Genomic DNA, 25595 nt, shown 5'->3' on the forward strand with positions numbered 1-25595 from the left:
GTACTGCCGTCGTGTCGTTTCGGCGCGCGGATTGTTCACCGAGTATTGACATGCTCGGCATCTGCCGGTCGTATGCAGACGGTATTTGTAAGCGATGACTGATCCGATGGAATACGACCTGGTTGTGATCGGCTCCGGCCCGGGTGGGCAGAAGGCTGCCATCGCGGCGGCCAAGCTGGGTAAACGGGTAGCGATGGTCGAGAAGGGCAACATGCTCGGGGGAGTGTGCGTCAACACCGGCACCATTCCGTCGAAGACGTTGCGTGAGGCGGTTCTCTACCTCACCGGGATGAACCAACGCGAACTGTACGGCGCGAGTTACCGCGTCAAGGAGAACATCACTCCGGCCGACCTGCTGGCGCGAACCCAGCATGTCATCACCAAAGAAATCGAAGTCGTTCGATCTCAGCTTCTGCGCAACCGCGTCGAATTGTTGGTAGGGGTCGGCTCGTTCGTCGACGAGCACACCATCCTCGTCGAGGACTCCTCGCGCGGAGACAAGATGACGATCACGGCGAGGTTCGTCGTGATCGCGACCGGAACGTTGCCTGCTCGCCCGGCGGGGGTGTCCTTCGACAGTCACCGGGTGCTCGACTCCGACGGGATCCTCGATCTGACCTCCATCCCGACCACCATGGTCGTCGTGGGCGCGGGAGTGATCGGTATCGAGTACGCATCGATGTTCGCGGCACTCGGCACCAAGGTCACCGTCGTCGAGAAGAGGACGTCGATGCTGGACTTCTGCGACCCCGAGGTCATCGAATCGCTTCGATTCCATCTACGCGATCTGGCGGTCACTTTCCGATTCGGTGAAGAAGTGACGGCCGTCGACGTCGGAGCGAACGGAACGCTTACGACGCTGCGCAGCGGCAAGCAGATTCCAGCCGAGACCGTGATGTACTCGGCTGGACGGCAAGGCCTCACGGCGCCACTCGCGCTGGAGAACGCCGGGCTCGAAGCCGACGAACGTGGCCGTATCTACGTCGACGACAATTTCCGCACCAAGGTCGAACACATCTACGCCGTCGGTGACGTCATCGGATTCCCGGCGTTGGCGGCGACGTCGATGGATCAAGGTCGACTCGCGGCCTATCATGCCTTCGACGAACCGGGCGCGAAGCTGATGGATCTGCAGCCGATCGGCATCTACTCGATTCCCGAGGTGTCGTACGTGGGCGCCACCGAGGTCGATTTGACCAAGGAATCGGTGCCGTACGAGGTTGGCGTTTCCCGATACCGCGAACTCGCGCGCGGGCAGATCGCAGGCGACACCTACGGGATGCTCAAGATCTTGGTGTCGACGGATGACCTGAAACTGCTCGGTGTCCATATCTTCGGCTCGGGTGCAACGGATCTCGTGCATATCGGCCAAGCGGTGATGGGGTGCGGCGGGACCGTCGAATACCTTGTCGACGCCGTCTTCAACTATCCGACACTGTCCGAGGCGTACAAGGTGGCGGCGCTCGACGTCATGAACAAGATCAGGGCTCTCAAGCAATTCCACTAGGGGTCGGGGTGTCCCCAGGTACCGGTCAGGGTCGGTCGGTGTACTTCTCGGGTAGCACTTGTTCGAATACCTGAGGGTGATGTCAGGCCTGGGGAAATAGGGCAGGGTCTATCTCCATGACCATTGCCCAGGAACTTCGTGTGGAATTTCGATGCTGATCGGACTGATTGCCGCGATCGTGGCATGCGTCGGGTACGGCGTTGCATCCGTGCTGCAAGCCTACGGCGCGCGCAAGTCGGCAGCTGCCGCCGAGCAGCGTGGCGAGGCCGGACACGTGACGGCGTCGGGTGGCCCGACCTTGCGTTCGACGTTCGCGGCCGCGCTGACGGCGTCGTTCATCCTGGGCACCGTGCTCGATGCGGTCGGATTCGCCGGAAGTGCCATCTCCGCGCGGCTCATTCCACTGTTCTTGTCGCAGACAGTGGTCAGTGCCAATCTCGTCATCACGGCAGTGCTGGGGACCGTGGTCCTCGGCATCCAGTTGCATCGTCGCGACTGGTTCGCGATCGCTGCGGTGATCGGATCGCTCCTGCTGCTCGGATTGTCGTCAGGTCACGCGGGCGGTGGGAGTTCCAACGACGTCGTCCATTGGGGTGTCCTCGTGGGCTCGGCGTTGATCTTGCTGATCGGCATCGGTTTGATCCGATGGTTGGGCTCACGCGCAGCAGTTGTCGCCGGGTTGATCTCGGGTGTGCTGTTCGGCTGTCTGGCCATTGCCGTACGCGTGGTCTACGGAATCGATCCGTTCGAAATCGGTACGATGCTCCGCGATCCGGCCGGCTGGGCGATCCTCGTTTCGGGCCTGGGCGGTTTCTATCTGCACACGGTGGCGCTGCAACTGGGATCCGTCAACGGAGCGACAGCGGCTCTGGTTGTCGGCGAGACGGTGGTTCCGGGAATCGTTGGCGTCGTGGTGCTCGGCGACGCGTCGAGACCGGGCCTGGAATGGCTTGCCGTCGTCGGCTTCGTCGGGGCAATCGCGGGTGCCGTCGCCGTGGCCGTCTTCGGCGCGGCGAGCCACGAGGAGAAACCGGTCGAAGAAGTTACCTTCTGATCCGGTAGACGAAAGTGTCCTCGAAGACACGACGGCGAACACGACTACAGACGTGTTAGAAAGGCAGTTCAGGCCGATCTCGGAGGGGTAGTCATGCAAGGGGCAGCAGCGAAGCACGAGGCCGAAGCCATCGCCGGAAATAAGGCAAATTGGGACGATCGCGCCGATGTGCATGTGCGCTCCGAAATGTATGACGTCGGCGGGTTTCTCGCCAACAGAGCGACCATTTCCACAGTTGTGCAGAACGACTTGTCGATTCTGGCCCCGCATCTGCCACAGTCAGGAGTGCAAGGTCACTCGCTCCTGCATTTGCAGTGCCACATCGGGATCGACACGATCTCCTGGGCGCGTCTTGGTGCGATCGACGTACACGGGCTTGATCTGTCACCCAACTCTCTGCACCACGCTGCTCGTATCGCAAAGGCAGACAACCGCGAGATCACCTGGGTGGAAGGTGATGCGCGATTCGCCTCGACGCTGATCGACCGACGTTTCGACGCGATCGTCACCAGTGCCGGAACAATCGTCTGGTTGCCGGAACTCACCGCTTGGGCTCAGTCGATCCACGACCTCCTCGAGCCTGGTGGGGTGTTTCAGATCCGGGACGATCATCCGATCCTCGGCGCAATGGCGTTCGAGCCGTGGATGATCACCGACGACTACCTCTCCGGAGGCGGCATGCGATCGTACGAAGACTCGGCGACTTACACCGGGACCTCCGATGGGCAGATAGCGCACACTGCCAACCACGAATGGCGCCACGACCTAGGCGAGGTCATTGGTTCCTTGCTGGATGCGGGTCTTCATATCGAATCAGTTTCGGAACTTCCCTATATGGACTGGCCGGCCTTCCCCGAACTCGTTCCATGCGCCAACGGATGGACTCTGCCGAGCCACTCTCCGCGGATACCGTTGAACTTCGCCATCGTCGCCAGGCGAAATCAGCGAAGTGAGTGAGCAGAGCCGATCCCTTGGAAGACTTCGAATTATTCCTCGAGCGGCGTGGCCGTATTTCGTGCATGATCGTCGGATGGCTTTGTCCCGGTTGTTGCCTGTCAGCTCGCCCTTATCGCAAGTCGGCGCGTCTGGTGTGGTGCGTCCAGGAATCGAGTTAATCGTAGTTCTTTCGAGCTAATACTTCTGGTGGATAGTGCTTTTCGCTCGAACTCTGCTCGGCGTTGTTGCAACCGTTCGGCGAAGTTGCAGTATCAGGTTCGAATGAACCTGCGTCGCTGTTCGATCGGTCAATTGGTAACGGAAACCGCGTTCTCGCAGATAGTTCCAATGCGCCCCAATGTCCCGCTTACGTTGTGCGTCACGGGCAGCGGGACGAAGAACGGAGGAAAGTGATGAGCAGCTTGGATATTCAACGCTGGTCGAACGACTTCACCGCGCTGACCAAGGTCATATCGGAAGGCATCGAGCAGTTTGTTCTCCGGTTCATTTCCAGCTGAAGTGATCTGAGCTCGTTGCCGGGTGCGGATAGTTCAGTCGTCGCTTCCGCGGTTCGAGTGATGAATTGCGATGAAATAGAGGTTCTTACGGCGTCTGGGAGACCTGGGCGGGGGCGAGCAGGTAGGAGAACACGTACGTAACTGCGGCGATGACCGCCAGTACGATCAAGGACATCGGGAACCCTGCGGCATCTCGCACCGGGTCACCAGTAGCGACGACAGCCGCCATGGACACTCCGATTACCAGCAATGTCACCGCCAAGGCAGAGCACGCAGCGAACCGATGCTTCCAGCAGCAGACTGTGCGCGCCGGCCATGTGTGGCTTGTTCTCAGGGCGCAGCGCCCACCTGCAACAGCGCTCGCGCCGACAATCAGCCCTGCCAGCGCTCCGATGAAGGCGGGTATGAACAGTCCTACCCAGGACCAGGCTCCATCGCCGACTATCGGGATCATCACGGCGACACCTGTGACCGCACCTGTGAGCGCAGCCAGACTCAGTTCCTTGTCGACCCAGCTCATGGATCAACTAGAACACAGGCACGCTCGCGAGGCTGTGGAGTATCTCGGATTCAGGGGCTGAAGAACTCGAGTCGGCGGTGCAGGCGTGCGATCGACGGGTCCCCGATCGTGCGTCTGCCGTCGGTTCGGGCTTGGCTCGGGGTCATCCCGTAGAAGTCCTTGAACGCTCGCGCCAACTGGGATTTCGAGGTGAAGCCGCATCGCAGGGCCAACGCTTCGATCGTTTCGTTCGGCATCTCGGTTCTGGTCAATTCGCGGTAGACGAGTTCGAGACGCTTCCGCCGAATGACAAGAGCTATTCCGCCGTCGGATGCGAATGCGCGATAGAGCTGTGCCCGGGAGACGGACAATGCTGCGCACATGCTCGTCGGGCCGAGCCAGGTCTCCGAGAGATGCTCGGCGATGTAGGCGTACGCACGATCGCGGAGAGAGTGATCGGGCCGCGGCGACAGATCAGGTTCGGCGATACCCAAACTGACACGAAGGAGGGAAGCGACGACGTCCTCGTAGCCGGCCGCAGCATCGGGATCGAGATGCGGTAGCGCGAGTACGACCGATTGCATGCACTGAGCGAGCACGACGGCAGGAACTCCGCGCAGTACCGTCCCGTGTAGAGAACGACCCTTCGACTCGGCCTCGACGAGGGAACGCGGTGCGAGGAGCGTGATGGTGCGCCCTGTCGATTCCGCCTCCGCGTCGGCGGTCCAGGTACGCCCGAGGTCGAAGAATGTGACATCGCCTGGACGTGCGACGAAATCGACTCCGTCGGCGTTGCCGCTCAACTGCCCGTCGAGGACGACCTGGACCATGTATTCATCGTCGAGTCCGCTCTCGGCGATCAGCCGATTGTTTCGGGTGTACTTCTGTGCGTTGAAGGTAGTTTGACCGATCAACGAGGTTCCGATGGAAAGCGCTGTGATCGAGCCTTCGAGAGATGTGTCAGGGTCAATTCGGTCGGTGACGAAGAACGGACGTGTGACACTGCGCCAGAAGTCGTCGGCGTCCGCAGGATCGACCGATCGGGTCGACACGCGGATGCGGGCGGAATTCATCGACACGCGGGCATGATATGTCAGATCCCGCAGGTCGCAGTCACTCTCCCGCAAATAGACGTCAATAGTGACCGAGCCCACATAATGAGACAAATCGGGCGTATTTGTGAGCCGGCCAGTGCTCGCGTGTCGCGGCGAAGCTGTCTATGTTGTTCGTTATGGGTGGACAGGTTGGGAGTTCGATGCTCGAACGAAATCTCGAGTTCGGCGGGGATCGACTGCTCGTTTGTCGGCCATCATGACGTCCACTTCGAATCGATCGCAGCTATCTCGAGCAAAGCGAAATCCTCGAGGAAGGGGCACGCTGCAAAGGCGGCTTGCCGGGCGTGGAGCCACGGCGATTCGTCCCCGCCTCCTCGGATTGATGGAACGCTCGGCGGGATTGACTGTCATCGATTCGCCACTTGGGTTCGGCAAGACGGAACTCGCCGCGTTGTGGCTCACGACTCTCGGGCAGGTGCCGAGCAGACCGGTAGTCTGGGTGCCGGCGCCATCGCATCGGATGACCCCCCTCGAGTACTGGAACACCGCGCTCGCAGTAATTCAGGATTCGCTGGAATCACTCGAGGCCCCGCCACGAATGCGCGAGGATCCAGTGGGCGCGATCGAATCACTCCTCGACTCGTCACCCGCACCATTCGTGTTGGTGTTCAACCGCATCGACCTGGTTGAGGGTGACGAGGTGGGACGCCGAATCGTGGATCTGATCGTGCGGCTTCCCGGATTGAAAGTAATCGTCACGCTGCAGGATCGGTCTGCGACGGACTTGCTCGAAGACGTCCGCGTGGACGAGTACCTGTGCGCGAACGACCTCAGATACACGCTCGACGAGTCCACCGTTCTGTTCGCGGAGGCAGGGATTCACCTTCCCTCGGGCATCGTCCATTCGATCTGTGAACGCGTCGCCGGCGTTCCCGTGCTGATGAAGGTTGCTCTGAGTGCGGTTGCGGGGCTGAGTGAACCGAGCCGTGGACGCGAACGCGTTCAGCAGCGAGTGGACCAGGCGATCCACGCGTACGTCAGTCGGACCGCTCCTCGGTCGGGCAAGTCGCTCGAGTTGTTCGACTTCGCGACTACGATCGCCGCTGCCCGCACGGTGACACCAGAGATCGCTCGTGTCTTGTCCGACGATCTTGACGTGGAGGGCAAACTGGACTTGCTCGAGTCTTTCGGTCTGATCTTCCGGAATGGTTTCGAGGGAGAACCGTCCTGGTACTTCGCGCCGTCAGTTCGACTGGCATTCATACAGATACGGGCCGAACAAGGGGATGGATTCGAAGATCCCTTCCAGGTACTCGTCGATCACGCTCTCGGGACTTCGGATATAGCCGGTGCCGTTCACTACGCCTTGGACGGACGCAAGTGGACCAGGGTGCTCGACATACTCGAGCGCCACTGGGCTGATCTTCTGGTCGATCACACCGGATTGGTCCGGACTGCGTTGCAATCCATACCCGGTGACGTACTCAGTTCGAACCCTTCGATTCTGGTGGGTCGTGACCTGCTCGAATCACGTCTGCGGCCGCAGTTGATCAACGGCGATTCATTACCGACGGAACCGGCGGAATTGCGTGCGATAGGTGGTAGTCCGCATGCGCACAGCTTGTTGAACGTCGGAACTGTCCAATCGGTGGTGCTGAGAACATCCGGTAAGTACCAACGCTCTACCGAGATCACGCGCAAATTGGCGCACGTCGTGTACGGACTCGGCGACGAGTCGTTGGGCGCGTTGGGGTCTCAACTGCCCGCCCTGCGGCTGATCTGGGGGGTCTCGCATCAATTGACCGGTGACCTCGGTGATGCCGCGGTGGAATTGCGACTCGCCTATCAAGGTGCGGTGCAACATGGTCCGGAGTTCGTCCTGCGTCACGCCGCAGGCAATGCCGCGCTCAACTCCGCGCTGATCGGGGACGTCGCGCACGCGACAGACTGGCTGCACCTGGAAAGCACACACCCGGACGTTTCGGGATGGTTGGGACCGCCCTCGCACATGGGGGGAGCGATCGCGCGGGCACTGGTGGCGTGCGACAGCGTGGACCTGCACGCCGGAGCTGCCGCGATGGACGCACTCGCCGAGGTCACACCGCCGGGCGACCTGTGGGCGTTCGCGGCCTACACTTACACCAGATTTGCACTGCTGCAATCGGACCCGTTCTCGGGGCTGATTTCCCTCCAGCGCGCAGTGGCAACGCACGGGCACGTGAATCCGTGTGAACGATCGCTCGGTGACGCGCTTCTCACCGCGGCACGTATCGATCTTCTGTTGGCGTCCGGGGAGGGTACCAAGGCGCTGGAAGAATCAGTCGCTGCGCCACATACGTTTGCAGTTGTCACGGTCTCCGTGGCGCGGGCGCATCTCCTGACCGGGTCGCCGTCCCAGGCATTGGAATTGTGCCGCGAAATCGACTGGAGCGGGCAGTATCTCACGAGGTTTCGGCTCGAATCCCTGCTGATCGAATGCGCTGCTCTGTGTGAACTGGGCAGGATCCCCGCTGCCGCGAGTACATGGGAGGAAGCTCGCGGACTGCTCGAAACCTCCGGTGTCCTGTCGGCCCTGGCGACGATACCGCGTGATCTGATCAGGCAACTCGAAGATCGGGCCGAGGGCTCGAGCAGTGCCGTCGCGACCTTTCTCGAATCCGAAGCGGCGCAGATATATCCGGCGGCCATCGTTCGGGTCCAATTGACGAAACGGGAGATGGACGTTCTCGTGGAACTGGGTCTCGGCATTCCGATCGGTGAGATCGCGCGGCGGTTGTTCGTATCCAACAACACGCTGAAGAGTCACCTCCGAGCCTTGTATCGCAAACTCGGTGCGCATTCCCGGGAAGAGGCTGTCGCGGCAGCGCACCGACACAACCTCCTCGGCAGTGGGCAGGACTGATCGGCGTCAGTGCAGATTGCGCTCGGCGTAGACCTTCATCGCGTCACGGACCAGCGAAGCGGTGCCTTCTCCGTACTTGTCGTAGTTTGCAGTGAAGCGGGGATCGTCGACGTACATCTGGCCGAGTCCGGTGAAGGCGTCGGCGCTGGGAGTCCTTCCCTGCCAACCGATCTTTATCCACTCGAACTGTCTTCGGGTAATCGTCTGGACGTCGTCACTTTCCGCGGACAGCCCCGCTGTCAGTGCTCTTCCGAATGCCGCTGCGATGTCGGCTTGAGCTTGCAGATGAGCTTTACGGTCCTGCTCCGACATCGACCGCCACCAGTTGTCGCCGCTGGTGTAGGCGTCCTTGCCCCAACGCTCGATGACCTCGTCCTTGTATCGGGTGTGGTCGAACCCGTCGAAAACATCTTCCGGCATGAGTGATTCACCATTCTTCGTCTTGTTCAAGGTCCTGTTGACCGATTCGATCTGTCTCGAGATCCGCGTGCGCTCTTGCTCGAGGAGTTCGAGGTGCGTACGCAGTGCGGCGGCCGTATCGCGTTCGCCGGTGAGGACTTCGGCGATGGCCGGCAATCCGAGTCCGAGTTCCCGAAGTAGAAGGATGCGTTGCAGTCGCACCAGGGCGTCTTCGTCGTAGAAGCGGTAGCCGTTGGCGCCGATGCGACTCGGTTCCAGGAGTCCCAAATCGCCGTAGTGACGCAGCGTTCTGCTGGTGGTACCTGCGGATTTGGCGAGTTCTTGGATGGACCATTCGCTCACGTGGAGTTCCTACTCTCGGATCGGTTGTGCTCATTCAGCATGCAAGTTGACGTTGCGTCAATGTCAAGAAAGTTCTCGGTGTGCATTGTCGGGAACGTTTTATGTCCGTTTCGCCGTATCGCCACGAACGGGTCTCCAACTGATTGATTCGATGACCTAGGTCACGTGATTTGGCTCACAAATTGTCAATTTGAATAGTTGAACAAGCCTCTGTTGACGCTTTCACATACCTCGACCACGATCATCTGAACAGATCGAGTTACGCGGTTGTTGAAAATGCACGGTAGTTGAAATGCACTGCAGACGGAACGGTGGTCCACGATGACTGAACTGGTGTCGGGCGTAGCCCAGGCCAAGCCCTATGACCTCGATGATCGGTACCGGTCGGGATCGGGACCGGTGTTGCTGACCGGTGTTCAGGCAATTGCACGCGGCTTCGTCGAGCAGCACGTTCGCGACATTCGGGCAGGTAAGCGTATTGCCACCTTCGTCTCCGGTTACCAGGGCAGCCCCCTCGGTGGCGTCGACAAGATGCTTCACGGCATGCCCAAGGTTCTCGCCGAGCACGACATCACCTTCATCCCTGGCTTCAACGAGGAGCTCGCCGCCACGGCGGTATGGGGAAGCCAGACGGATCTCCCTGCCGGAACCGCGACCCACGACGGCGTGACCGGCGTCTGGTACGGCAAGGGCCCCGGCGTCGACCGCGCTACCGACACCATTCGCCACGCCAACATGTACGGCGTGAACCCCAAGGGCGGCGTCGTCCTCCTGGTGGGCGACGACCCCGCGTCGAAGTCCTCCACGGTTCCGGCCGTCAGCGAGCGCTCGCTTGCCGCGATGGGCGTGCCGGTTCTCTTCCCACGCAATGCCGAAGAGATCATCACGATGGGTATGCACGCCGTTGCACTCTCGCGTGTCTCCGGTTGCGTCGTAGCGCTGAAGATCGTCGCCGACGTCGCAGACGGTGCCTGGACGATCGACGGCAGCATCGCGGACTTCGACATCGTGGTTCCGGAAGTGCAGTTCGAGGGCAAGCCCTTCGTCTACAAGCAGCGTCAGATGGCTGCGCCGCCGGACAGTGTCATCGCCGAGGCCGATCTGTACGGCCCGCGATGGGATCTTGTGCACGCGTACGGAACTGCCAACAACCTCGATGTGATCGAGGTCAACCCCTCCGGTGCGAAGATCGGTATCGCCGCCACCGGTACAACTTTCGACTCCGTCCGTCAAGCTTTGGCAGACCTCGGCGTCGATGATGCCGCACTGCACCGCGCCGGGATCCGTCTCCTTCGCATCGGAATGTGCTACCCCGTCGTGGGCGAGAAGATAAAGGAGTTCGCCGAAGGCCTCGAGCAGATCGTCGTGGTCGAGGACAAGACCGCGTTCATCGAAGCTCAGATCCGGGAAGTCCTGTACGGCACCGACGATGCCCCTCGCATCATCGGCAAGCGTGACGGCCAGGGCCGTCTGCTCATGCCTGCCAGTGGTGAACTGACCGCAGGCCGGCTGCTCGCCCCGTTGCGCCGCGTACTGAAGCCGCACGTCGAGCTCAAGCGCACCCTCCCGGCCCCGCTGTCGCTCAACGTGCTTTCCGCCAAGCGAACCGCGTACTTCTGCAGCGGGTGCCCCCACAACCGTTCCACCGCTATCCCCGAGGGTTCCATCGGCGGCGGCGGAATCGGTTGCCACACACTCGTCACCATGTCCGGCCGTGAGGACAGCGCTGTCACCGGCCTGACGCAAATGGGCGGCGAGGGCAGCCAGTGGATCGGGCAGGCACCGTTCACCGACGTGCCTCACCTGTTCCAGAACATCGGCGACGGCACCTTCTTCCACTCCGGTCAGTTGGCTGTCCAGGCATGCATCGCCGCAGGCGTGAACATCACCTACAAGTTGCTCTACAACGAAGTAGTGGCGATGACCGGTGCACAGGACGCGGAAGGTGCCCTCTCCGTTGCTCAGCTCAGCCACAAGCTGACCACCGAGGGCGTCAAGCAGATCATCATCTGCGCCGACGAGCCTTCGCGTCACAACAAGCGCGCTCTGGCCAAGGGCACCAAGCTCTGGCACCGCGATCGCCTCGACGAGGCCCAGAAGGAGCTTCGCGAGATCAAGGGCGTCACAGTGTTGATCTACGACCAGCACTGTGCGGCCGACGCTCGTCGCCAGCGCAAGCGTGGCACGCTGCCCACTCGCAACACTCGCGTCGTCATCAACGAGGCAGTGTGCGAAGGCTGCGGTGACTGCGGTGTGAAGTCGAACTGCCTCTCGGTCCAGCCCGTGGACACCGAGTACGGCCGCAAGACGAAGATCGACCAGACGTCCTGCAACACCGATTACACCTGCATGGACGGCGATTGCCCGTCGTTCGTGACCGTCGAATTGGTACCGGGCAAGAAGGCTCCCAAGGCCGCACGTCCCGTCCCGCCCGTCGTCGCAGACCCCGATTTCGGACCGCTCACCAGCACGCAGAACGTTTTCCTCGCGGGCATCGGCGGCACCGGCATCGTGACCGTCAACCAGGTGCTCGCAACGGCTGCACTGCGCGCCGGCCTCGAGGTGGAGAGCCTTGACCAGATCGGACTGAGCCAGAAGGCCGGACCGGTTGTCTCGCACCTGCGTTTCAGCTCCAGCGCGCTCGAGCCGTCCAACCGCCTCACTCCGGGCAGCGCGGATTGCATCGTCGCCTTCGACCTGCTGACCGCGACGGACAACAAGAACCTCGACTACGGCAACGCCGAGAAGACGGTCTCCATCGCCTCGACGTCGCAGACGCCGACCGGAGACATGGTCTACGACAAGGCTGTTCGCTACCCCGAGGAGACGTCACTCCTCGCCCGTCTCGACAAGGTGTCGCGCACCCTGCGTTCGTTCGACGCACTCGCCGCGGCGCAGGAGTTGTTCGGTAACACCGCAGCAGCCAACTTCCTGCTGATCGGTGCGGCCTACCAGAGCGGCGGACTTCGTCTGCCGGCAGAGGCCATCGAAGAAGCGATCGGCATCAACGGCGTTGCCGTGGACGCGAACATCGCGGCATTCCGTTGGGGTCGTGCAGCAATTGCCGACACCGCAGCGTTCTCGGCCGTCACCACGCCGGCCAAGTCCGTCCGCGAACCCGTTGTCGCACCGGCTCACATGTTCGCCGGAACCACCTTCACCGGTGAAACCCTGCGACTGGTGGAACTGCGTGCGGCGCAGCTCATCGAGTTCCAGTCCGTCAAGATCGCCCAGCGCTACATCGATCAGGTTCAGGCAGTCTGGACCGCCGAACGTGCCGCAACCGAGCGGACCGATTTCAGCGAGGCTGTTGCCCGCGGCCTCTTCAAGTTCACCGCGTACAAGGACGAGTACGAAGTTGCTCGTATGCTGGTCGACCCCGCATTCATCGAGGACGTCAAGTCTCAGGTGCCGGCCGGGGAGAACCTGACCTACAAGCTCCACCCGCCGATCCTTCGAGTGATGGGCCGCAAGAAGAAGATCGGTCTCGGACCCAAGTCGCATGTTGCACTGAAGGTTCTGGCCAAGGGTAAGAAGCTTCGCGGTACCAAGCTCGACCCCTTCGGCTACATGCACGTCCGCAAGGTCGAGCGTGAACTGCTCGCCGAGTACGAGGCCATGATCGCTGACCTCTCTCGTACTCTCGCAACCGACGGATACGATCGCGCCGTCGAGATCGCGGCACTGCCGGACGTGGTTCGCGGTTACGAAGACATCAAGCTCGGCAACATCGAGCTGTACAAGACTCGCCTGCGCGAACTCGGTGTCGGTGAGTAGGAGCGCCGGCGAGTAGATCGAACAAGACTGTGCCCCAGTGACCGTCGTCGCTGGGGCACAGTTGCATTCAGGGCCTTCTCGGACCCAGGCAGGTTCAGGAGGGCGGGAACTGGCCGTCGGCAACCACGACGCTGCCGTTCCACGTGAAGTTCACTATGTTCGGTCCGCCTTGGGGACAGCAGAATGCATCGTCGTCCAGCAGCCAACGGTATTGGACGGATACCGAATCCTTGTTGCTGTCGATGACGTGTGTGTACGAGTACGGCTCACTGGTAGCCGTGCCCAGGTATGTTCCGTCGTGGAAGAACAGGACGTGTGACTGGTAAGTCGCATCGCCGACGCCGTCGCCGTCCACCGAAACCCAGAGCAGGTCAGGACAATTCCCGATCTGTTCTTCGCTCGCGGATCTCGGTATCCAATTGCCCCCGTTGATGTCGGTGCCCAGCGTGCCGATGGCGTCGGTGACGAGCGAGGAGCCGACGTCGAGACAGGGACCCGAAGCGGGGATTGCTGTCGTAGTCGCCGTCGTGGATGCATTTGTGCGGGTGTTCGATTGTGGCGGGGGAGAGCTCGCTACCGTCGTCTCGGTTTCGTTTGCCGTCGATGTCGCCGACGCCGTTGAACTGGCTGCCGTGGAACTCGCCGCCGCTTCAGGTGTTCCTTCGGTCGACCCACAACCGGCGACCGTCAGGGCAGTGGCCGTCACCAGTGCAGCGGCTGCGACGGCGGCCGAAATCGGAGCTTTCCTGCGCATGCGTCCTCCAGAGTGTATGGGTTCACGTGTTCAAGTCCCTCCTTCGTTCTGTCGCCGGGCCGCATGCGTGCGTTATCGAACAACCGGTAACGATCAGCTATCGGACTCGGTGTTCCGTGCTTCGGTGCTCTTGGCCCCGGCCGCGTCGTATCGCACGGATCCAGCAACGACGGTCATCGCAATCTCTGTGGTCAGGAGAGAATCGACCCCTTCGGTGAACGGATCTTGTTTCAGTACGACAAAATCGGCTGCTTTACCCCGAACCAGCTGGCCGGTCACATCTTCCCACCGGCACGAGTAGGCAGCGTCGCGAGTTGCGTGAGCCAGCGCGTCCGCGAGGGGGAGTGCGTACTTCGGCAGATTGGGTGCCAGCGACGGATCGATTGCGGATCGACGGGTGGTGGCGATGAACATGTTCGGCAGCGGCGGGTGGGGAGCGGTCGGAGCGTCCGAACCCAACGCCAGAACCGCTCCGGCCTCGGTGAATTCGGGCCAGGGGTACGCGCGATTGACCCGGTAGTCGCCGAGCATCGCCTGCCAGTTCTCCTGGATTGCAGGGTCAGCGTGAACCGGTTGCATCGAGGCGATGATTCCCAGGCGGGCAAGCCTTTCGACGTTGTCCCTGGTGATGGACTCCAAGTGTTCCATTCGGTGCCTGCGGGGAATGTCTCCGTTGGCGGCGATCGCGTACTCGAGTGCAGTCAGTCCGATCTCCGACGCCTCGTCGCCGATCGCGTGCATCGCGATCTGCAGGCCTGCGGCGTCAGCGGCTGTCACGACGGGGATCAAGGACTCGAGATCCCAGATGGGCTCGGCGTTGGTGCCGTCCGAGTACGGCTCTTTCATTGCGGCAGTGCAGCTGTCGATCACACCGTCGATGATGATCTTGATTCCGGCGATACGGAGCCACGGACCTTGGACGCGCTCGTGGAGTTCGATCACGTCGTGAACTTGTCCGACGTTGTCGGCCTCGTTGTCCTCGCGGGTCATCAGCCAGTGAGCCGCGACACGCAGCGGCAGTGTTCCGTCTCCTGCGTCCAATGCTCTTTCCAGCGAGGCTAATTCGTCCGCGCCGAGTGCCATGTCGACCGCACCGGTCACGCCGTCCTCGAGATAGTGGCGGAAGGCGAGAGCGAGGGCGGCGTCCCGGTCTTCGTCGGATGCGAGCTCCGCCAGTTTCGGCCAGACGTAGAGCATCATGGCGGTCTCGTACAGCATTCCGGTGGCTTCTCCGGTGTCCGGATCCCGGCCGATACGACCGCCGATCGGATCGGGAGTGTCCGCGTCGATGCCGAGTTCTCGCAGTGCTGCAGTGTTCACCCAGACCGAATGTACGTCGTTGGCGTCGAGGTACACCGGGCGATCGGGTACGACGGCGTCGATCATCTCTCGCGTCGGGTGCCCTCCATCCAGCGCGGAGAACAACCAACTGCGACCCAGCAGTCGTGGTGCGTCCGGGTTCGATTCCGCGAATTGCTTGATGCTGGACTGAATGTCGGCGAGATCGGCGGCATCACGCAGATCCAACTTCTGCAGCGCGAATCCCATCATCACCAAATGCGTATGGGCGTCGACGAAACCGGGTAGCACGACGGCACCTTCGAGATCGATCACCTCGGCGTCTGGAGCCAGGATATCGGCATAGACGGTTTCGCCCACGAATCTGAGCTTGTGGTCCTCGACGACTATCGACTCGGCCCATCCGTCGTCGGCAGCCGTGAAGATCTTTCCGTTGCGGTAGTGAGTGATGCTGTCATTCATGACTTCTACGTGATCCTTACGCGATGACGGTAGTAGTGATGGCGGCGCTGTGGTGACGATACGCACCTTCGGTACGTGCGGAGAGTCGGGAAACCAAGGCGAACGGGACCAGTAGAACGAAGCTGATCCCCGAGATGATGACTCCGAAGGTCGGATACCCGAGGCCGGCCGTCACCGAAGTTCCGAACAGCGGCGCGAACGCGGAGCCGATGAGGTAGGTGCCCAGTAGTGGCGCCGACCATCGGCCGGCCGCGTCGAGCGCGGCCGAGATGGCAACCAGGACGATGAACGTGGCCGCGTAGATCGTGTTCCAAGCGATGACCACTACCAGGTAGATCGTGGGATCGGTGGTGAGGCCGGCAGACAGCTTCAGAATTGCCCCGAGTATCAGTAGCACGGAGATCGATACTGTCCGACTGACCCGAGAACCCAACGCGGTCAAGGTAACAGCCGCGAGCACACCACCCGCCGTTGATGCGCTCAGTGCGAGACTCATTTGTTGATCCGAGAGCCCGGCGTGCTCGGAACCCATGATGCCGAGTACTGCCCACAACGAGTCCTCGCTGATCGCCCAGACTGCAAGCATCGCGAGAAATGCGGTTCCGGCAAAAGTGAGTCGTTTCGCGCTGACCCCGGCGGGGAGAGCTGTGGTCGTATTGGCGGACTTCGCCGTCTCCGGCGACTCTTTCACCGGGGACGACGGCAACCAGGTGACCGTTGCTGCGGTAGCCAGTGCCAGGACTGCGACGATGCCGAATGCGTTGGTCATGTGTGTGCCGAGGATGGGTATGAGAGCGAGGACGGCTGTGACGACGACACGGTTCACGAGGCCGCTGATGCTTGACGCCCGGTCCGGGTTCGTGAGCGCGGCCAGTGCCGCTCCGCCAACGGATGCGGATCCACCAGCGCCGATACCGCCGACGATGATCGCGGCGCATGCGATCGTCGTGGACGGTGCGATGGCCGCAACGCCGAATGCGGCTGCCATCGCGATCAGGCTGACGCGGCCGAGGAGATGGCGATGCCGGCCCGAGGCGATTCGGGTGGTGGCGAGGCAGGTGACGGCGCAGACCAGCAGCGATGCGGTCAGAACGGCACCGGCAGCGGATTCGGTGACACCAAGGTCCTCGACCATTGCCACGATCATCAGGGGGATGAGGTTCGCGGTGATGAACCCCATGACGCCGATACTGAAGACGGCAATACCGCGGTTGGCGGTGAGTGGAACCCGGTCGGACTGCGTATTCGTCGAAGCGTTGATCGGCACTAGGGCAACCCCATGTCCTGAAGGGGGTGGCTGAACCGACCCCTGGTGGCGTGATGCGAGTCACTTAATGAATGTGATTCGTTAAGTATGGGGATGGGCTCCGCCACGGTCAAGAGATCTAACGAATTTGATTCGTTAATTGTATGTTTCCGGATACGTGCTTCCGTAAAGTGGCGTCGCCGGTCTGTTTCCTGTTGTGAGGCTTATGCTTCCGCAATGGCTGAGATTGCGGAACGCACCCGCTACTTCGAGCGCTACGTCACTTTCATCGACGCGATTGTCGCCATTGCGATCACGCTGCTCGTACTGCCGCTGGTCGAACTCACCAGTGACCACCACGGCACCACGTCGGAACTGCTGCGCGATCACGCTGCGCAGTTCTACTCGTTCGCCCTGAGCTTTCTGGTGATCTTCCGGCTCTGGTGGTCGCAGCATCGGCTGCTTCGTTTTGTGGTCGACGCGGACAAGGTGGTCGTTCGCGGACTGGGGTTGTGGGTGATGACCATCGTGTTCCTGCCCTTCCCGACAGCGCTCGTTGCGGCGCCGTCGCAGGATCTCGGAACCAGGGCTCTCTACATCGGGACAATGGCAGCCAGTGCTGCGTGCCTGGCGGTGGTCGCGTGGGGTCTGGTTCGCAACCCGTCGTTGAGTGAAGAGAATGCGAAGCCGCATTTCACCGCTGAAATCGTCACTTTCCTGATCATGGTGGTGGCGCTGCTCGTCAGTGTGCTCGTTCCGGTGACGTCGTACTTCCCGCTGTTTCTTCTCCTGCTGTCGACGCCGATCGAGAAGCTGTGGAACCGAGTGGCGGCGAAATGGAGTCGCGGTGAAGGTGAGATGAGCTAGTCGGCGCGAGCGGTCATCGCGGATTTCTTGGCTTTGTTTCCGCAGATGTTCATCGAGCACCAGCGTCGGTTGTTGCCGCGACTGGTGTCGACGTAGAGGCCGGTGCACCCGTCGCCCTGGCAGGCCTTGACGCGGTCCCGGTCGGCTCCACCGAGCACCGCGATCGCGTCGGCAGCCACTATCGACAAAGCGTCGCGGATCGGATTGTCTCCGGCTGATTTCCAGAGGGCCCGGCCACTCTCGAGGACGAGGTGGGCATCACCGAGCTCGGATGCGGTGTTGACGATCCCGACATCGGTGCGTGAGGCGCGGCGGTTCTCGCACACGGCGGTTCCGATGCGATGAATGGCCTCACGTAAATCCTGCGCGCCGCGGAGGTCGTCTTCTGTCGCGGTTGCGGGGGCGTCCATCAGATCGTTGGCGCGTAACCATAATTCGAGTCGCTGCGGGCTCGTGAGTCGTTCGAACCTCGAGCTGTTCCGATTGGTGAGGGTGGCGGTGAAGCGGAAGGCGAGCGTGTCGTTGTCGAGTCGAAACACGTCCCGAGCGGATTGATCAGCTCCTGCTTCGTTCACTTTCGTCCTCCTTCGTGGCGAACCATCTCAACCGGTTCGACAGCAACTGTACCCGTGTGAGAGTCTTGAACCGTCTTAGATGGTTCAGTACTTTCGAGAGGGAAATTCATGACTTCTGTTTCCGTGGTCGGCTTGGGCGCGATGGGTCGTCCCATCGCTCGAAATCTACTGGGCGCAGGCTTCGACGTGACGGTGTGGAATCGCAGCCCTGAAGCGGTAGCCGAACTGGTCGAGGAAGGGGCGAGCGGCGCGAAAACCGTTGCCGAGGCATTCCAGTCCGGTGTTGTGCTGTCGATGTTGGCAGATGATTCGGCCGTGTCTTCGGCCATTCTGGATCCCGCCGTCCTCGCATCCGTTCCGAGTGGAACCGTGCACGTCAACATGGCCACCGTCAGCGTCGACCTTGCCAAGCGCGCCGCCGCACTGCACGCCGAGTACGGTATCGGGTACATCGCGGCGCCGGTGTTCGGACGCGTTTCTGTTGCTCAGGCTGGCCAGTTGAACATCATCGCCGCCGGCGACAGTTCCCTCCTCGAGCGAGTGCAACCCTTCCTCGACGTCATCGGTGCTCGCACGTGGCCACAAGGTGAGCGTCCGGAGCAGGCCAACATCGTCAAGATCATCGGCAATTACCTCATCCTCGCCGCGATTCAATCCTTGGGCGAGGCAATCACATTGGGGGAGAGGTCAGGTGTGGACGGAAGCCAACTCGTAGAACTGCTGACCTCGACGATCTTCCCGGGGCCGGTCTACTCCAGCTACGGAAACCTCGTCGCGACGCGTCAGTACGAGCCTGCAGGATTCACCACAGCTCTGGGCCTCAAGGATTTGAGGCTTGCGCTCGACGCCGCCGACAGCGTCGATCTGGATTTGCCGTTCGGTGGCGTACTTCGAGGCGTGCTCGCTCAGGCTCTGGCGAACGGTCAGGGCGAGATGGACTGGGCGTCTATTGCAGAACTGGTCCGTTCCGGCCAGTCGGGTGAAGGCAGTCCCGAAACACCGACGAGGTGAGCTCGAACTCGGACGGGACGGCGACTTCGGCACTGACGGAGACCGATTCCGTCCGGACACTACCGCTGGCCGGGTTGTCGGCACTCGCAATGGCAGGCTTCATAGCGATCACAACCGAAACCATGCCGGCCGGACTACTGGTGCAGATCGGGTCAGGGTTGTCCGTATCAGTCTCCGGCGCAGGGCAATTGGTTACCGCATACGCATTGGGTTCCGTCGTCGGGGCGGTACCACTGATCGCATTGACCCGAGGGTTGCGACGGCGTGCTGTCCTGGTGTCGGCGATTCTGGGGTTCGGTGTCTTCAATCTGGTGACAGCGCTTTCGTCGAATCTTGTTCTCACCTTGGGTGTTCGGTTTCTGGCCGGTATGGCGGCAGGTGTGGTGTGGGGGTTGCTTGCCGGGTACGCACGCAGGATCTCGCCCCCTCACCTGCAGGGGCGGGCCGTTGCGGTTGCCTCCGTCGGACAGCCGATCGCGTTGGCAATCGGCGTTCCGATGGGGGCGTGGCTCGGGACCCTGGCCGATTGGCGCGTCGTCTTCGCCGTGATGTCGGTTGCTGCGCTACTTCTGGTCGCGTGGATACTCACGGTGATGCCGGACTTTCCCGGGCAACAAGCGGATCGGCAGCTGCCGGTGCGGAAAGTCCTGGTCCTGCCTGGCGTACGACCGATTCTGTTTGTCGCGTTCTTGTGGATCCTCGCGCACAACATCGTGTACACGTATCTGGCGGCGTTTCTGGATCGCATCGGTTTCGGCGATCGGTTGGGAATCGTCTTGTTCGTGTTCGGACTTTTCGCCTTCGTGGGCATCGGTGTGGTCGGGGTGTTTGTCGACCGGGCCCTTCGAAGTCTCACCGTGCTGAGCTTGGTGGTCTTTGCCGCAGCTTTGACGGCGTTGGGCGTCGGCGGTGACAGCTTCGCTGTGATTGCACTCAGCGTTGTGGCGTGGGGTGTGGCATTCGGGGGCGCTCCCACTCTCCTTCAGACGGCGCTCGCGGATACGACGGGCGACGCTGTGGACACTGCGCAATCGGTTTTCGTGACGATCTTCAATGCGGCGATCGCAGCGGGCGGCGTCGTAGGCGGGCTGATCTTGGCGGACAGGGGTGCGGGAGCGTTGCCGTTGGTTTCGCTGGTGCTGATCGTCGTCGGTGTTCTTGTGGTCAGTATCCGACAATTCGGACATAGCTTGTGATTCACTTCACGCATGCGGAAGTCATTGTTGGTGGTTGCTCTCGTTGCTACGTGGTTTGTCGCCGGAGCGATGCCCGCGGGGGCTGCGGATGCGAATTGGTCCGGTGATTACTCGCTCAAGCGTTTTGCCGCGACCAAGACGGGCACAAGTCTGGCCGCCAGCCAGTGGGAGCCGGATTTCTCCGATACATACACGTTCGAGACGGATTGCTCGAGCGGAGTCTGTATCGCCACAGTGGTCGGCGGTCCGGCTCCCGCCAATCCGACGTTGCCGCAGCCTGCGCGATACACCTGGGACGGAACCAGTTGGGTGCACCCCTATGACTGGGAGTGGGATTGCTACCAGGGGGAAGGCGTGCCCAAGGTGTGGGCACCGGCGCACTCCGAGGCGTATTACACACCTCAGCCCGATGGCAGTCTGAAAGGTTCGTGGCGTACCGACATCGCGAGTGGTCCCTGCGAGGGATCGGTGATCATGCACGTCGAGGCGTACCCGGTCGGTCGATCTACCGGATCCTTCGGTAGTTGAGAACGATCTGTGGCCCGAAGGTGTTGAAACAAATCTGAGGCCGCGGGAATTGATCGAGCCCCATGCACGTTAATTGAGTCAGTAACGCTCAACTTTCTGCAAGGAGGCTTCGGAATGCCAGCATTCTTCGGGCCCGAGGGTCCCGGTCGCATCGATATTTCCCGGCTCATGAGCAGGGCCACCCAGCAACTCATGGCTGACGCTGCACGTGTAGCGGCTGCTCGCGGTGATTCGGATCTCGATGCACTGCACGTTCTCCGCGTCATGGCGGAGCAGGATCCGGTCCGCACGCTCATGCAGCGCGCCGGAGCCGACCCGAAATCCGTGGTCGACGCCGTCGACCTGCGGCTGCCACAAGGCCGTGAGCAGGGGGCCTACTCTGCTCCTGCGCTCAGCAGTGCCGTGAAAACCGCTCTACTCGAGGCTCATCAACTGGCCCGAGCCCTGGGATCGACGTACATCGACCCCGAACATCTCTTCATCGCCCTGGCCGGTGACCCCGATCATGTTCCGGGTCGTCTGCTCGCTTCGGCCGGCATCACGCCGGAGAAGCTGCAGGCAGCGGTTCAGAATCCCGCAGCCGGTCCAGTCGAAGACGAGTCCACCACACCGACGCTCGACAAGTACGGCATCGATCTCACCGATCGCGCCCGCAACGGCGGCGTCGATCCGGTGATCGGCCGCGCCGACGAGATCGAACAGACCATCGAGATCCTCTCCCGCCGCACCAAGAACAACCCGGTCCTGGTGGGTGAGGCCGGCGTCGGCAAGACTGCCATCGTCGAAGGTCTCGCCCAGCGCATCGTCGACGGGGATGTCCCGGAATCGTTGGTGGGCAAGAAGATCGTCCAGCTCGAACTCTCGAGCATGGTCTCGGGTACCCGTTACCGCGGAGACTTCGAGGAACGGCTGACCAAGGTGATCGACGAGATCACCGCACACAAGGACGAGCTGATCGTCTTCATCGACGAGATGCACACCATCGCCGGTGCCGGAGGCGGCGCAGACGGTGCGATGGATGCCGGAAACATCCTCAAGCCCAAGCTCGCTCGCGGTGAACTGCACATCGTCGGCGCCACCACGCTCGACGAATACCGCAAGAACATCGAGAAGGATCCCGCGCTCGAGCGGCGCTTCCAGCCCGTACAGGTCGGAGAGCCGTCGATCGAGGACGCAATCGCGATCTTGAGCGGACTGCGCAGTCGGTACGAGGATCACCACAAGGTGCACTACACCGACGAGGCGATCACCGCTGCGGTGGAGCTGTCGGCACGTTACATCGGCGACAGGTTCTTGCCGGACAAGGCAATCGACCTGATCGACCAGGCCGGCGCCAGGCTTCGCTTGAAGACGGCCACGGTAGACACCGCCGCGCTGCAGCAGCGTCTCGAGCAGCTCGAGAGCGACAAGGAAAAAGCCGTCGCCGACGAGTTGTACGAGAAGGCGTCGACCCTGCGTGACGAGATCAACGGCGTCGCAAAGCGTCTCGAGAAGGCAGGATCCTCGGTTCCTTCCGAGGAAACGCCGGACGTGACCGCTGAACAAATCGCCGAAGTTGTCGCTCGCGCAACGGGTATTCCGGCAAGCCAGATGACTCAGGCAGAGAAAGATCGCCTGCGCCGTCTGGAAGAGGAACTGCACGGTCGTGTCATCGGGCAAGATGACGCCGTTCGCGCCATCGCGCGTGCCGTGCGTCGTAGCCGGACCGGTATGAGCGATCCGGATCGTCCCGTCGGTAGCTTCCTGTTCCTCGGACCCACTGGCGTCGGCAAGACGGAGCTCGCAAAAGCTCTGGCTGCCACACTCTTCGGAGACGAGAACAAGATGCTGCGCTTCGACATGAGTGAGTTCGGTGAGAGGCACACGGTCAGCCGATTGGTCGGTGCTCCTCCCGGATACGTCGGCTACGGCGAGGCCGGACAGCTCACGGAACAGGTGCGTCGTAACCCGTACTCGGTGATCCTGCTCGACGAGATCGAGAAGGCACACCCGGACGTGTTCAACACCTTGCTCCAGGTGCTCGACGACGGCCGTCTGACCGACGGTCAGGGTCGGACGGTGGACTTCAAGAACACCGTCGTGATCATGACCAGCAACCTCGGCTCGGACATCATCTCGAGCAAGTCCGGTGGACTCGGCTTCACCACGGGTGACGCAGAGTCGGCGGAGAAGCCACTGCGCGACCGCGTGATGGCCAGGTTGCGCGAATCGATGCGGCCGGAGTTCCTCAACCGTATCGACGAGATCGTGATCTTCCGCAAGCTCGACACCGAGCAACTGCACCGGATTACTGATCTGCTGCTCGACGACAGCCGGAAGCGGCTGCAGTCCAAGGGCATCGAGATCGAGTTCACTGCCGACGCGGTGGACTGGATCGCCGAGCACGGGCATCAACCCGAGTTCGGGGCTCGCCCGTTGCGTCGTTCGATTCAGCGTGTGGTCGACGACAAGATCGCCGACATGCTGCTCGACGATCTCCTCGAAGAGGGCGGCAGTATCACCGTCGCGGTTGACGAGGGTGAGTTGGTGTTCAGCTAGGGGCACAGCCCCCTGTGAGCGGTTAGGGAGTCCCAGGACTCCCTAACCGCTCACAGGCGCGTAGCACCCAAAATCTCCGCCGCCAGGGCATCGTTATGCCGGAAGAACCCTGCATTGGTACGGGGACGAGGGAAAGCCGCCGACCAGTTATGGCCTGCAACCCACGGCCCGGCCGCGAAGCGGCGGGGATGAGCAGTGTTGTTCTGGTCGAGAATTCGTGAAGTACCGTCGACGGCGAGCTTCGCCGAACTGTCCACGGTCGCACGAAGTTCGACTGCCTCGCCCCGACGGTGAAGCGTCCGCAGGAGCAAGTCACCGCTCGCGCTGATGGAAGCAACCGGCAAGCGTGCTTCGACGAGGGTGTTCGCGGCCACGATGTCGGTGTGCGACGCACTGCGCGCGACAAAGATCCCAGCCCCCGTTGCCGGGTCGATCTCGGTGGAGAACACCGAATCCGGCCCGAGGAACTGGACGATGCCCGCCTCGTTGAGGGCGACCAACTGTTCCAAACGCTCGGGCGGCGGACCACTGGCGATGAAGCTGAAGAACGAATGAAGCCAACCCTCGACGTCCTTGGCGACGGATTCGGCCGGGATTCTGCCGCGCCGCAACAATTCTCCGACGGTCATGTACGTCGACAGCAGCGCTGAGAAGACAGCCGCGTCGGCGCTGAAATACGGGTCCGACCTCCGCGCGACATCCGCCGAGATGTATTCGGTGATCCGGGACTGGACCTCGGCAAGCCCGTCGTAGCGCTCACCGCCGAGTGGGCGGTTCAGCCGCTCGAGATCGATACGGTCTTCCGGCTTCGGGACTGCGTTCTCGACCAGTTCCTGCAATCGAGGCGATCCCCAAGCCAGCGAGGCGAATTCGGCGTCGAACTCCTCCCAGGTGCCCACTGTCCGATCCGGGTGAGATGCAAACAGCTCGTAATAGTGGGCGCCTGCCAGTTCTTTCGACGCCAAGGGCCAGATGTCGTTTCGGAAATCCAACGGTCCGTCGCCGGGAACGAGATCAGCGGTGAAGAACCGCGGTAGCGGTGGCCGCGCGTCAGCGATCGAGTACGAAATCTTGGAATGATACGGCACTCCGCGACGAGATCCGGCATACAACAGGGGTTCCCGACCCGAGGGAGCGTAAGTGAGGACGCCGTCTTCACCGCGTTCGAAGATGCCGCCACGGCTCTCGGCGAGGAGAACCATCCAGTCGATGAAAGCCAGCCCGAGTCCGGCGATCAGAACCGGTTCGCCTTCGGGAATGACATCGGCGTCGAGATCGGCAGTGTAGCCCGGACCCACATACGTCAACCCGTGATCGGACGCGAAGCTGGTCAGCGCGGTTTCGCGTGGGGCAGGCAACGCATCGGGGTGCCCTTGTGCGAGAAGGACGGTCGTCGCGTCGATGACAGCTCCGTCGTCCAGATGAACTGTCTGTGTCTCGCCGACGTTCACGATGTCGACCACGGATCGTCGATGAACTCGAACGTCGACGTGCGCTGGCGCGGAGTCGACTGCAGTCTCGAACACCCAGTTCAGGTATCGGCTCTGCAGTGACCTCGATGCAAACGACGACGGGGTGAGCGTCGGAACTTCTGCTGCGATTTCGGGGAATTCGGCAAGCTCAGCCGAGCGCTCGGCGACCCATTCCGCGAGGGTCGGACCCGGCAGCACCGGGCCGATCACGGCGGTGGTCTCGTCGGTGAACATCGTGACGTCCGCTGTTGTCGAATTCATCCACAGAAGCGGCGCCTGGCTGCCTCGCCAAATACGGCCGGCACCTGCCGGATACGGGTCGACAACGTGAATGTCGATCGGTGTGGGATCGGCGTTCACCGATTCGTGAGCGAGGATCCGCTCGAGTACGCCGGTCCCGCGGGGTCCACCGCCCACGATCACGATGACAGCTGCTGTCCCCACTGAGGTACGGGGTCGATCGCCTGGCACGAGTCCTCCATCGGACCTGGCAGAAAGCACCCGCACCTCAGCAGAGGGGGTTGCTGCGACGTCACGGAGCCAGGACTCTCGATCGCTCTGGATGGTTAGTCCAGCTTATCTTCGGAGAATTTTGAGGCAAGGAATTCCGGACATCAGATCAGCGTGAATCAAACAG

The 25595-nt window shown here is 61.8% G+C and carries 18 protein-coding genes and 1 riboswitch; of the genes, 10 read left to right on the plus strand and 8 right to left on the minus strand.

What is annotated here, in order from left to right:
* The first annotated feature begins 94 nt into the window (after positions 1-94).
* From sthA to AC1Q61_RS03560, 3 genes are all read left to right on the plus strand, one after another.
* Positions 95-1507, plus strand: coding sequence for a Si-specific NAD(P)(+) transhydrogenase (gene sthA / locus AC1Q61_RS03550; RefSeq protein WP_054827928.1), 1413 nt, complete (start codon positions 95-97; stop codon positions 1505-1507).
* 151 nt (positions 1508-1658) lie between these two features.
* Positions 1659-2561 (plus strand): hypothetical protein, encoded by a 903-nt coding sequence (locus AC1Q61_RS03555; protein ID WP_054188915.1) that lies wholly within the window; start codon positions 1659-1661, stop codon positions 2559-2561.
* A 93-nt stretch (positions 2562-2654) separates the two neighbouring features.
* Positions 2655-3518 (plus strand): class I SAM-dependent methyltransferase, encoded by an 864-nt coding sequence (locus tag AC1Q61_RS03560; RefSeq protein WP_007733954.1) that lies wholly within the window; start codon positions 2655-2657, stop codon positions 3516-3518.
* Positions 3519-4100: 582 nt separating this feature from the next.
* Here the strand turns inward: AC1Q61_RS03560 and AC1Q61_RS03565 are convergent.
* Positions 4101-4535, minus strand: coding sequence for a hypothetical protein (locus AC1Q61_RS03565; protein WP_118603250.1), 435 nt, complete (start codon positions 4533-4535; stop codon positions 4101-4103).
* Between the two features lie 50 nt (positions 4536-4585).
* Positions 4586-5587 carry a helix-turn-helix domain-containing protein gene (locus AC1Q61_RS03570; RefSeq protein ID WP_228402298.1) on the minus strand — a complete coding sequence of 334 codons (1002 nt, stop codon included), beginning with the start codon at positions 5585-5587 and terminating at the stop codon, positions 4586-4588.
* A 364-nt stretch (positions 5588-5951) separates the two neighbouring features.
* On the opposite strand from AC1Q61_RS03570, the gene AC1Q61_RS03575 reads away from it, so the two are divergent.
* On the plus strand, positions 5952-8471 hold the full coding sequence (locus AC1Q61_RS03575; protein WP_118603253.1) for a helix-turn-helix transcriptional regulator: 2520 nt from the start codon (positions 5952-5954) through the stop codon (positions 8469-8471).
* A gap of 6 nt (positions 8472-8477) precedes the next feature.
* Here AC1Q61_RS03575 and AC1Q61_RS03580 read toward each other — a convergent pair whose 3' ends face one another.
* Entirely contained in the window at positions 8478-9233 is a 756-nt protein-coding gene (locus tag AC1Q61_RS03580; protein ID WP_118603256.1) for a MerR family transcriptional regulator, read from the minus strand.
* A 321-nt stretch (positions 9234-9554) separates the two neighbouring features.
* On the opposite strand from AC1Q61_RS03580, the gene AC1Q61_RS03585 reads away from it, so the two are divergent.
* Complete coding sequence (locus tag AC1Q61_RS03585) at positions 9555-13010, plus strand: indolepyruvate ferredoxin oxidoreductase family protein (protein ID WP_042921773.1); 3456 nt, start codon at positions 9555-9557, stop codon at positions 13008-13010.
* Between the two features lie 94 nt (positions 13011-13104).
* Here AC1Q61_RS03585 and AC1Q61_RS03590 read toward each other — a convergent pair whose 3' ends face one another.
* From AC1Q61_RS03590 to AC1Q61_RS03600, 3 genes are all read right to left on the minus strand, one after another.
* Positions 13105-13764 carry an LppP/LprE family lipoprotein gene (locus tag AC1Q61_RS03590; protein ID WP_215516055.1) on the minus strand — a complete coding sequence of 220 codons (660 nt, stop codon included), beginning with the start codon at positions 13762-13764 and terminating at the stop codon, positions 13105-13107.
* A gap of 93 nt (positions 13765-13857) precedes the next feature.
* A complete protein-coding gene (locus tag AC1Q61_RS03595) occupies positions 13858-15525 on the minus strand; it encodes an amidohydrolase (RefSeq protein WP_003939773.1) in 1668 nt (555 codons plus the stop codon).
* Positions 15526-15541: 16 nt separating this feature from the next.
* Complete coding sequence (locus AC1Q61_RS03600) at positions 15542-16792, minus strand: MFS transporter (RefSeq protein ID WP_007733614.1); 1251 nt, start codon at positions 16790-16792, stop codon at positions 15542-15544.
* A gap of 216 nt (positions 16793-17008) precedes the next feature.
* Between AC1Q61_RS03600 and AC1Q61_RS03605 the strand changes: the two genes are divergently transcribed.
* Positions 17009-17638 carry a TMEM175 family protein gene (locus AC1Q61_RS03605; RefSeq protein ID WP_030535295.1) on the plus strand — a complete coding sequence of 210 codons (630 nt, stop codon included), beginning with the start codon at positions 17009-17011 and terminating at the stop codon, positions 17636-17638.
* Here AC1Q61_RS03605 and AC1Q61_RS03610 read toward each other — a convergent pair.
* Positions 17635-18213, minus strand: coding sequence for a CGNR zinc finger domain-containing protein (locus tag AC1Q61_RS03610; RefSeq protein ID WP_051649552.1), 579 nt, complete (start codon positions 18211-18213; stop codon positions 17635-17637). The genes AC1Q61_RS03605 and AC1Q61_RS03610 overlap by 4 nt on opposite strands.
* A gap of 108 nt (positions 18214-18321) precedes the next feature.
* On the opposite strand from AC1Q61_RS03610, the gene AC1Q61_RS03615 reads away from it, so the two are divergent.
* The 4 genes from AC1Q61_RS03615 (at position 18322) to AC1Q61_RS03630 (ending at position 23486) form a co-directional block, all read left to right on the plus strand.
* Positions 18322-19224, plus strand: a complete 903-nt coding sequence (locus AC1Q61_RS03615) for an NAD(P)-dependent oxidoreductase (RefSeq protein WP_054781765.1) — start codon at positions 18322-18324, stop codon at positions 19222-19224.
* The gene (locus tag AC1Q61_RS03620; protein ID WP_128637904.1) at positions 19221-20420 is read left to right on the plus strand and encodes an MFS transporter; all 1200 of its coding nucleotides are present in this window, start codon (positions 19221-19223) and stop codon (positions 20418-20420) included. The genes AC1Q61_RS03615 and AC1Q61_RS03620 overlap by 4 nt, the downstream gene beginning before the upstream one ends.
* A gap of 12 nt (positions 20421-20432) precedes the next feature.
* Complete coding sequence (locus tag AC1Q61_RS03625; protein WP_019745018.1) at positions 20433-20948, plus strand: Rv2253 family sensor-like surface protein; 516 nt, start codon at positions 20433-20435, stop codon at positions 20946-20948.
* 114 nt (positions 20949-21062) lie between these two features.
* Positions 21063-23486 (plus strand): ATP-dependent Clp protease ATP-binding subunit, encoded by a 2424-nt coding sequence (locus tag AC1Q61_RS03630; RefSeq protein WP_007733608.1) that lies wholly within the window; start codon positions 21063-21065, stop codon positions 23484-23486.
* Between the two features lie 50 nt (positions 23487-23536).
* On the opposite strand, the gene AC1Q61_RS03635 is transcribed toward AC1Q61_RS03630, so the two are convergent.
* Positions 23537-25429: an FAD/NAD(P)-binding protein gene (locus AC1Q61_RS03635; RefSeq protein ID WP_223304426.1), complete on the minus strand. Its 1893-nt coding sequence runs from the start codon at positions 25427-25429 to the stop codon at positions 23537-23539.
* Between the two features lie 4 nt (positions 25430-25433).
* Positions 25434-25527: riboswitch (SAM riboswitch) on the minus strand.
* Between the last annotated feature and the right edge of the window lie 68 nt (positions 25528-25595).

Source organism: Rhodococcus sp. MPR-R1B (assembly GCF_058793255.1).

What these genes read in the sequence shown, in the direction of transcription:
- AC1Q61_RS03595 (WP_003939773.1), bottom strand. Translation starts at nt 15,525, where the DNA reads ATGAATGACAGCATCACTCACTACCGCAACGGAAAGATCTTCACGGCT.
- AC1Q61_RS03615 (WP_054781765.1), top strand. Translation starts at nt 18,322, where the DNA reads ATGACTTCTGTTTCCGTGGTCGGCTTGGGCGCGATGGGTCGTCCCATC.
- AC1Q61_RS03575 (WP_118603253.1), top strand. Translation starts at nt 5,952, where the DNA reads ATGGAACGCTCGGCGGGATTGACTGTCATCGATTCGCCACTTGGGTTC.
- AC1Q61_RS03625 (WP_019745018.1), top strand. Translation starts at nt 20,433, where the DNA reads ATGCGGAAGTCATTGTTGGTGGTTGCTCTCGTTGCTACGTGGTTTGTC.
- AC1Q61_RS03590 (WP_215516055.1), bottom strand. Translation starts at nt 13,764, where the DNA reads ATGCGCAGGAAAGCTCCGATTTCGGCCGCCGTCGCAGCCGCTGCACTG.
- AC1Q61_RS03565 (WP_118603250.1), bottom strand. Translation starts at nt 4,535, where the DNA reads ATGAGCTGGGTCGACAAGGAACTGAGTCTGGCTGCGCTCACAGGTGCG.
- AC1Q61_RS03630 (WP_007733608.1), top strand. Translation starts at nt 21,063, where the DNA reads ATGCCAGCATTCTTCGGGCCCGAGGGTCCCGGTCGCATCGATATTTCC.
- AC1Q61_RS03585 (WP_042921773.1), top strand. Translation starts at nt 9,555, where the DNA reads ATGACTGAACTGGTGTCGGGCGTAGCCCAGGCCAAGCCCTATGACCTC.
- AC1Q61_RS03555 (WP_054188915.1), top strand. Translation starts at nt 1,659, where the DNA reads ATGCTGATCGGACTGATTGCCGCGATCGTGGCATGCGTCGGGTACGGC.
- AC1Q61_RS03560 (WP_007733954.1), top strand. Translation starts at nt 2,655, where the DNA reads ATGCAAGGGGCAGCAGCGAAGCACGAGGCCGAAGCCATCGCCGGAAAT.
- AC1Q61_RS03570 (WP_228402298.1), bottom strand. Translation starts at nt 5,587, where the DNA reads ATGAATTCCGCCCGCATCCGCGTGTCGACCCGATCGGTCGATCCTGCG.
- AC1Q61_RS03605 (WP_030535295.1), top strand. Translation starts at nt 17,009, where the DNA reads ATGGCTGAGATTGCGGAACGCACCCGCTACTTCGAGCGCTACGTCACT.
- sthA (WP_054827928.1), top strand. Translation starts at nt 95, where the DNA reads ATGACTGATCCGATGGAATACGACCTGGTTGTGATCGGCTCCGGCCCG.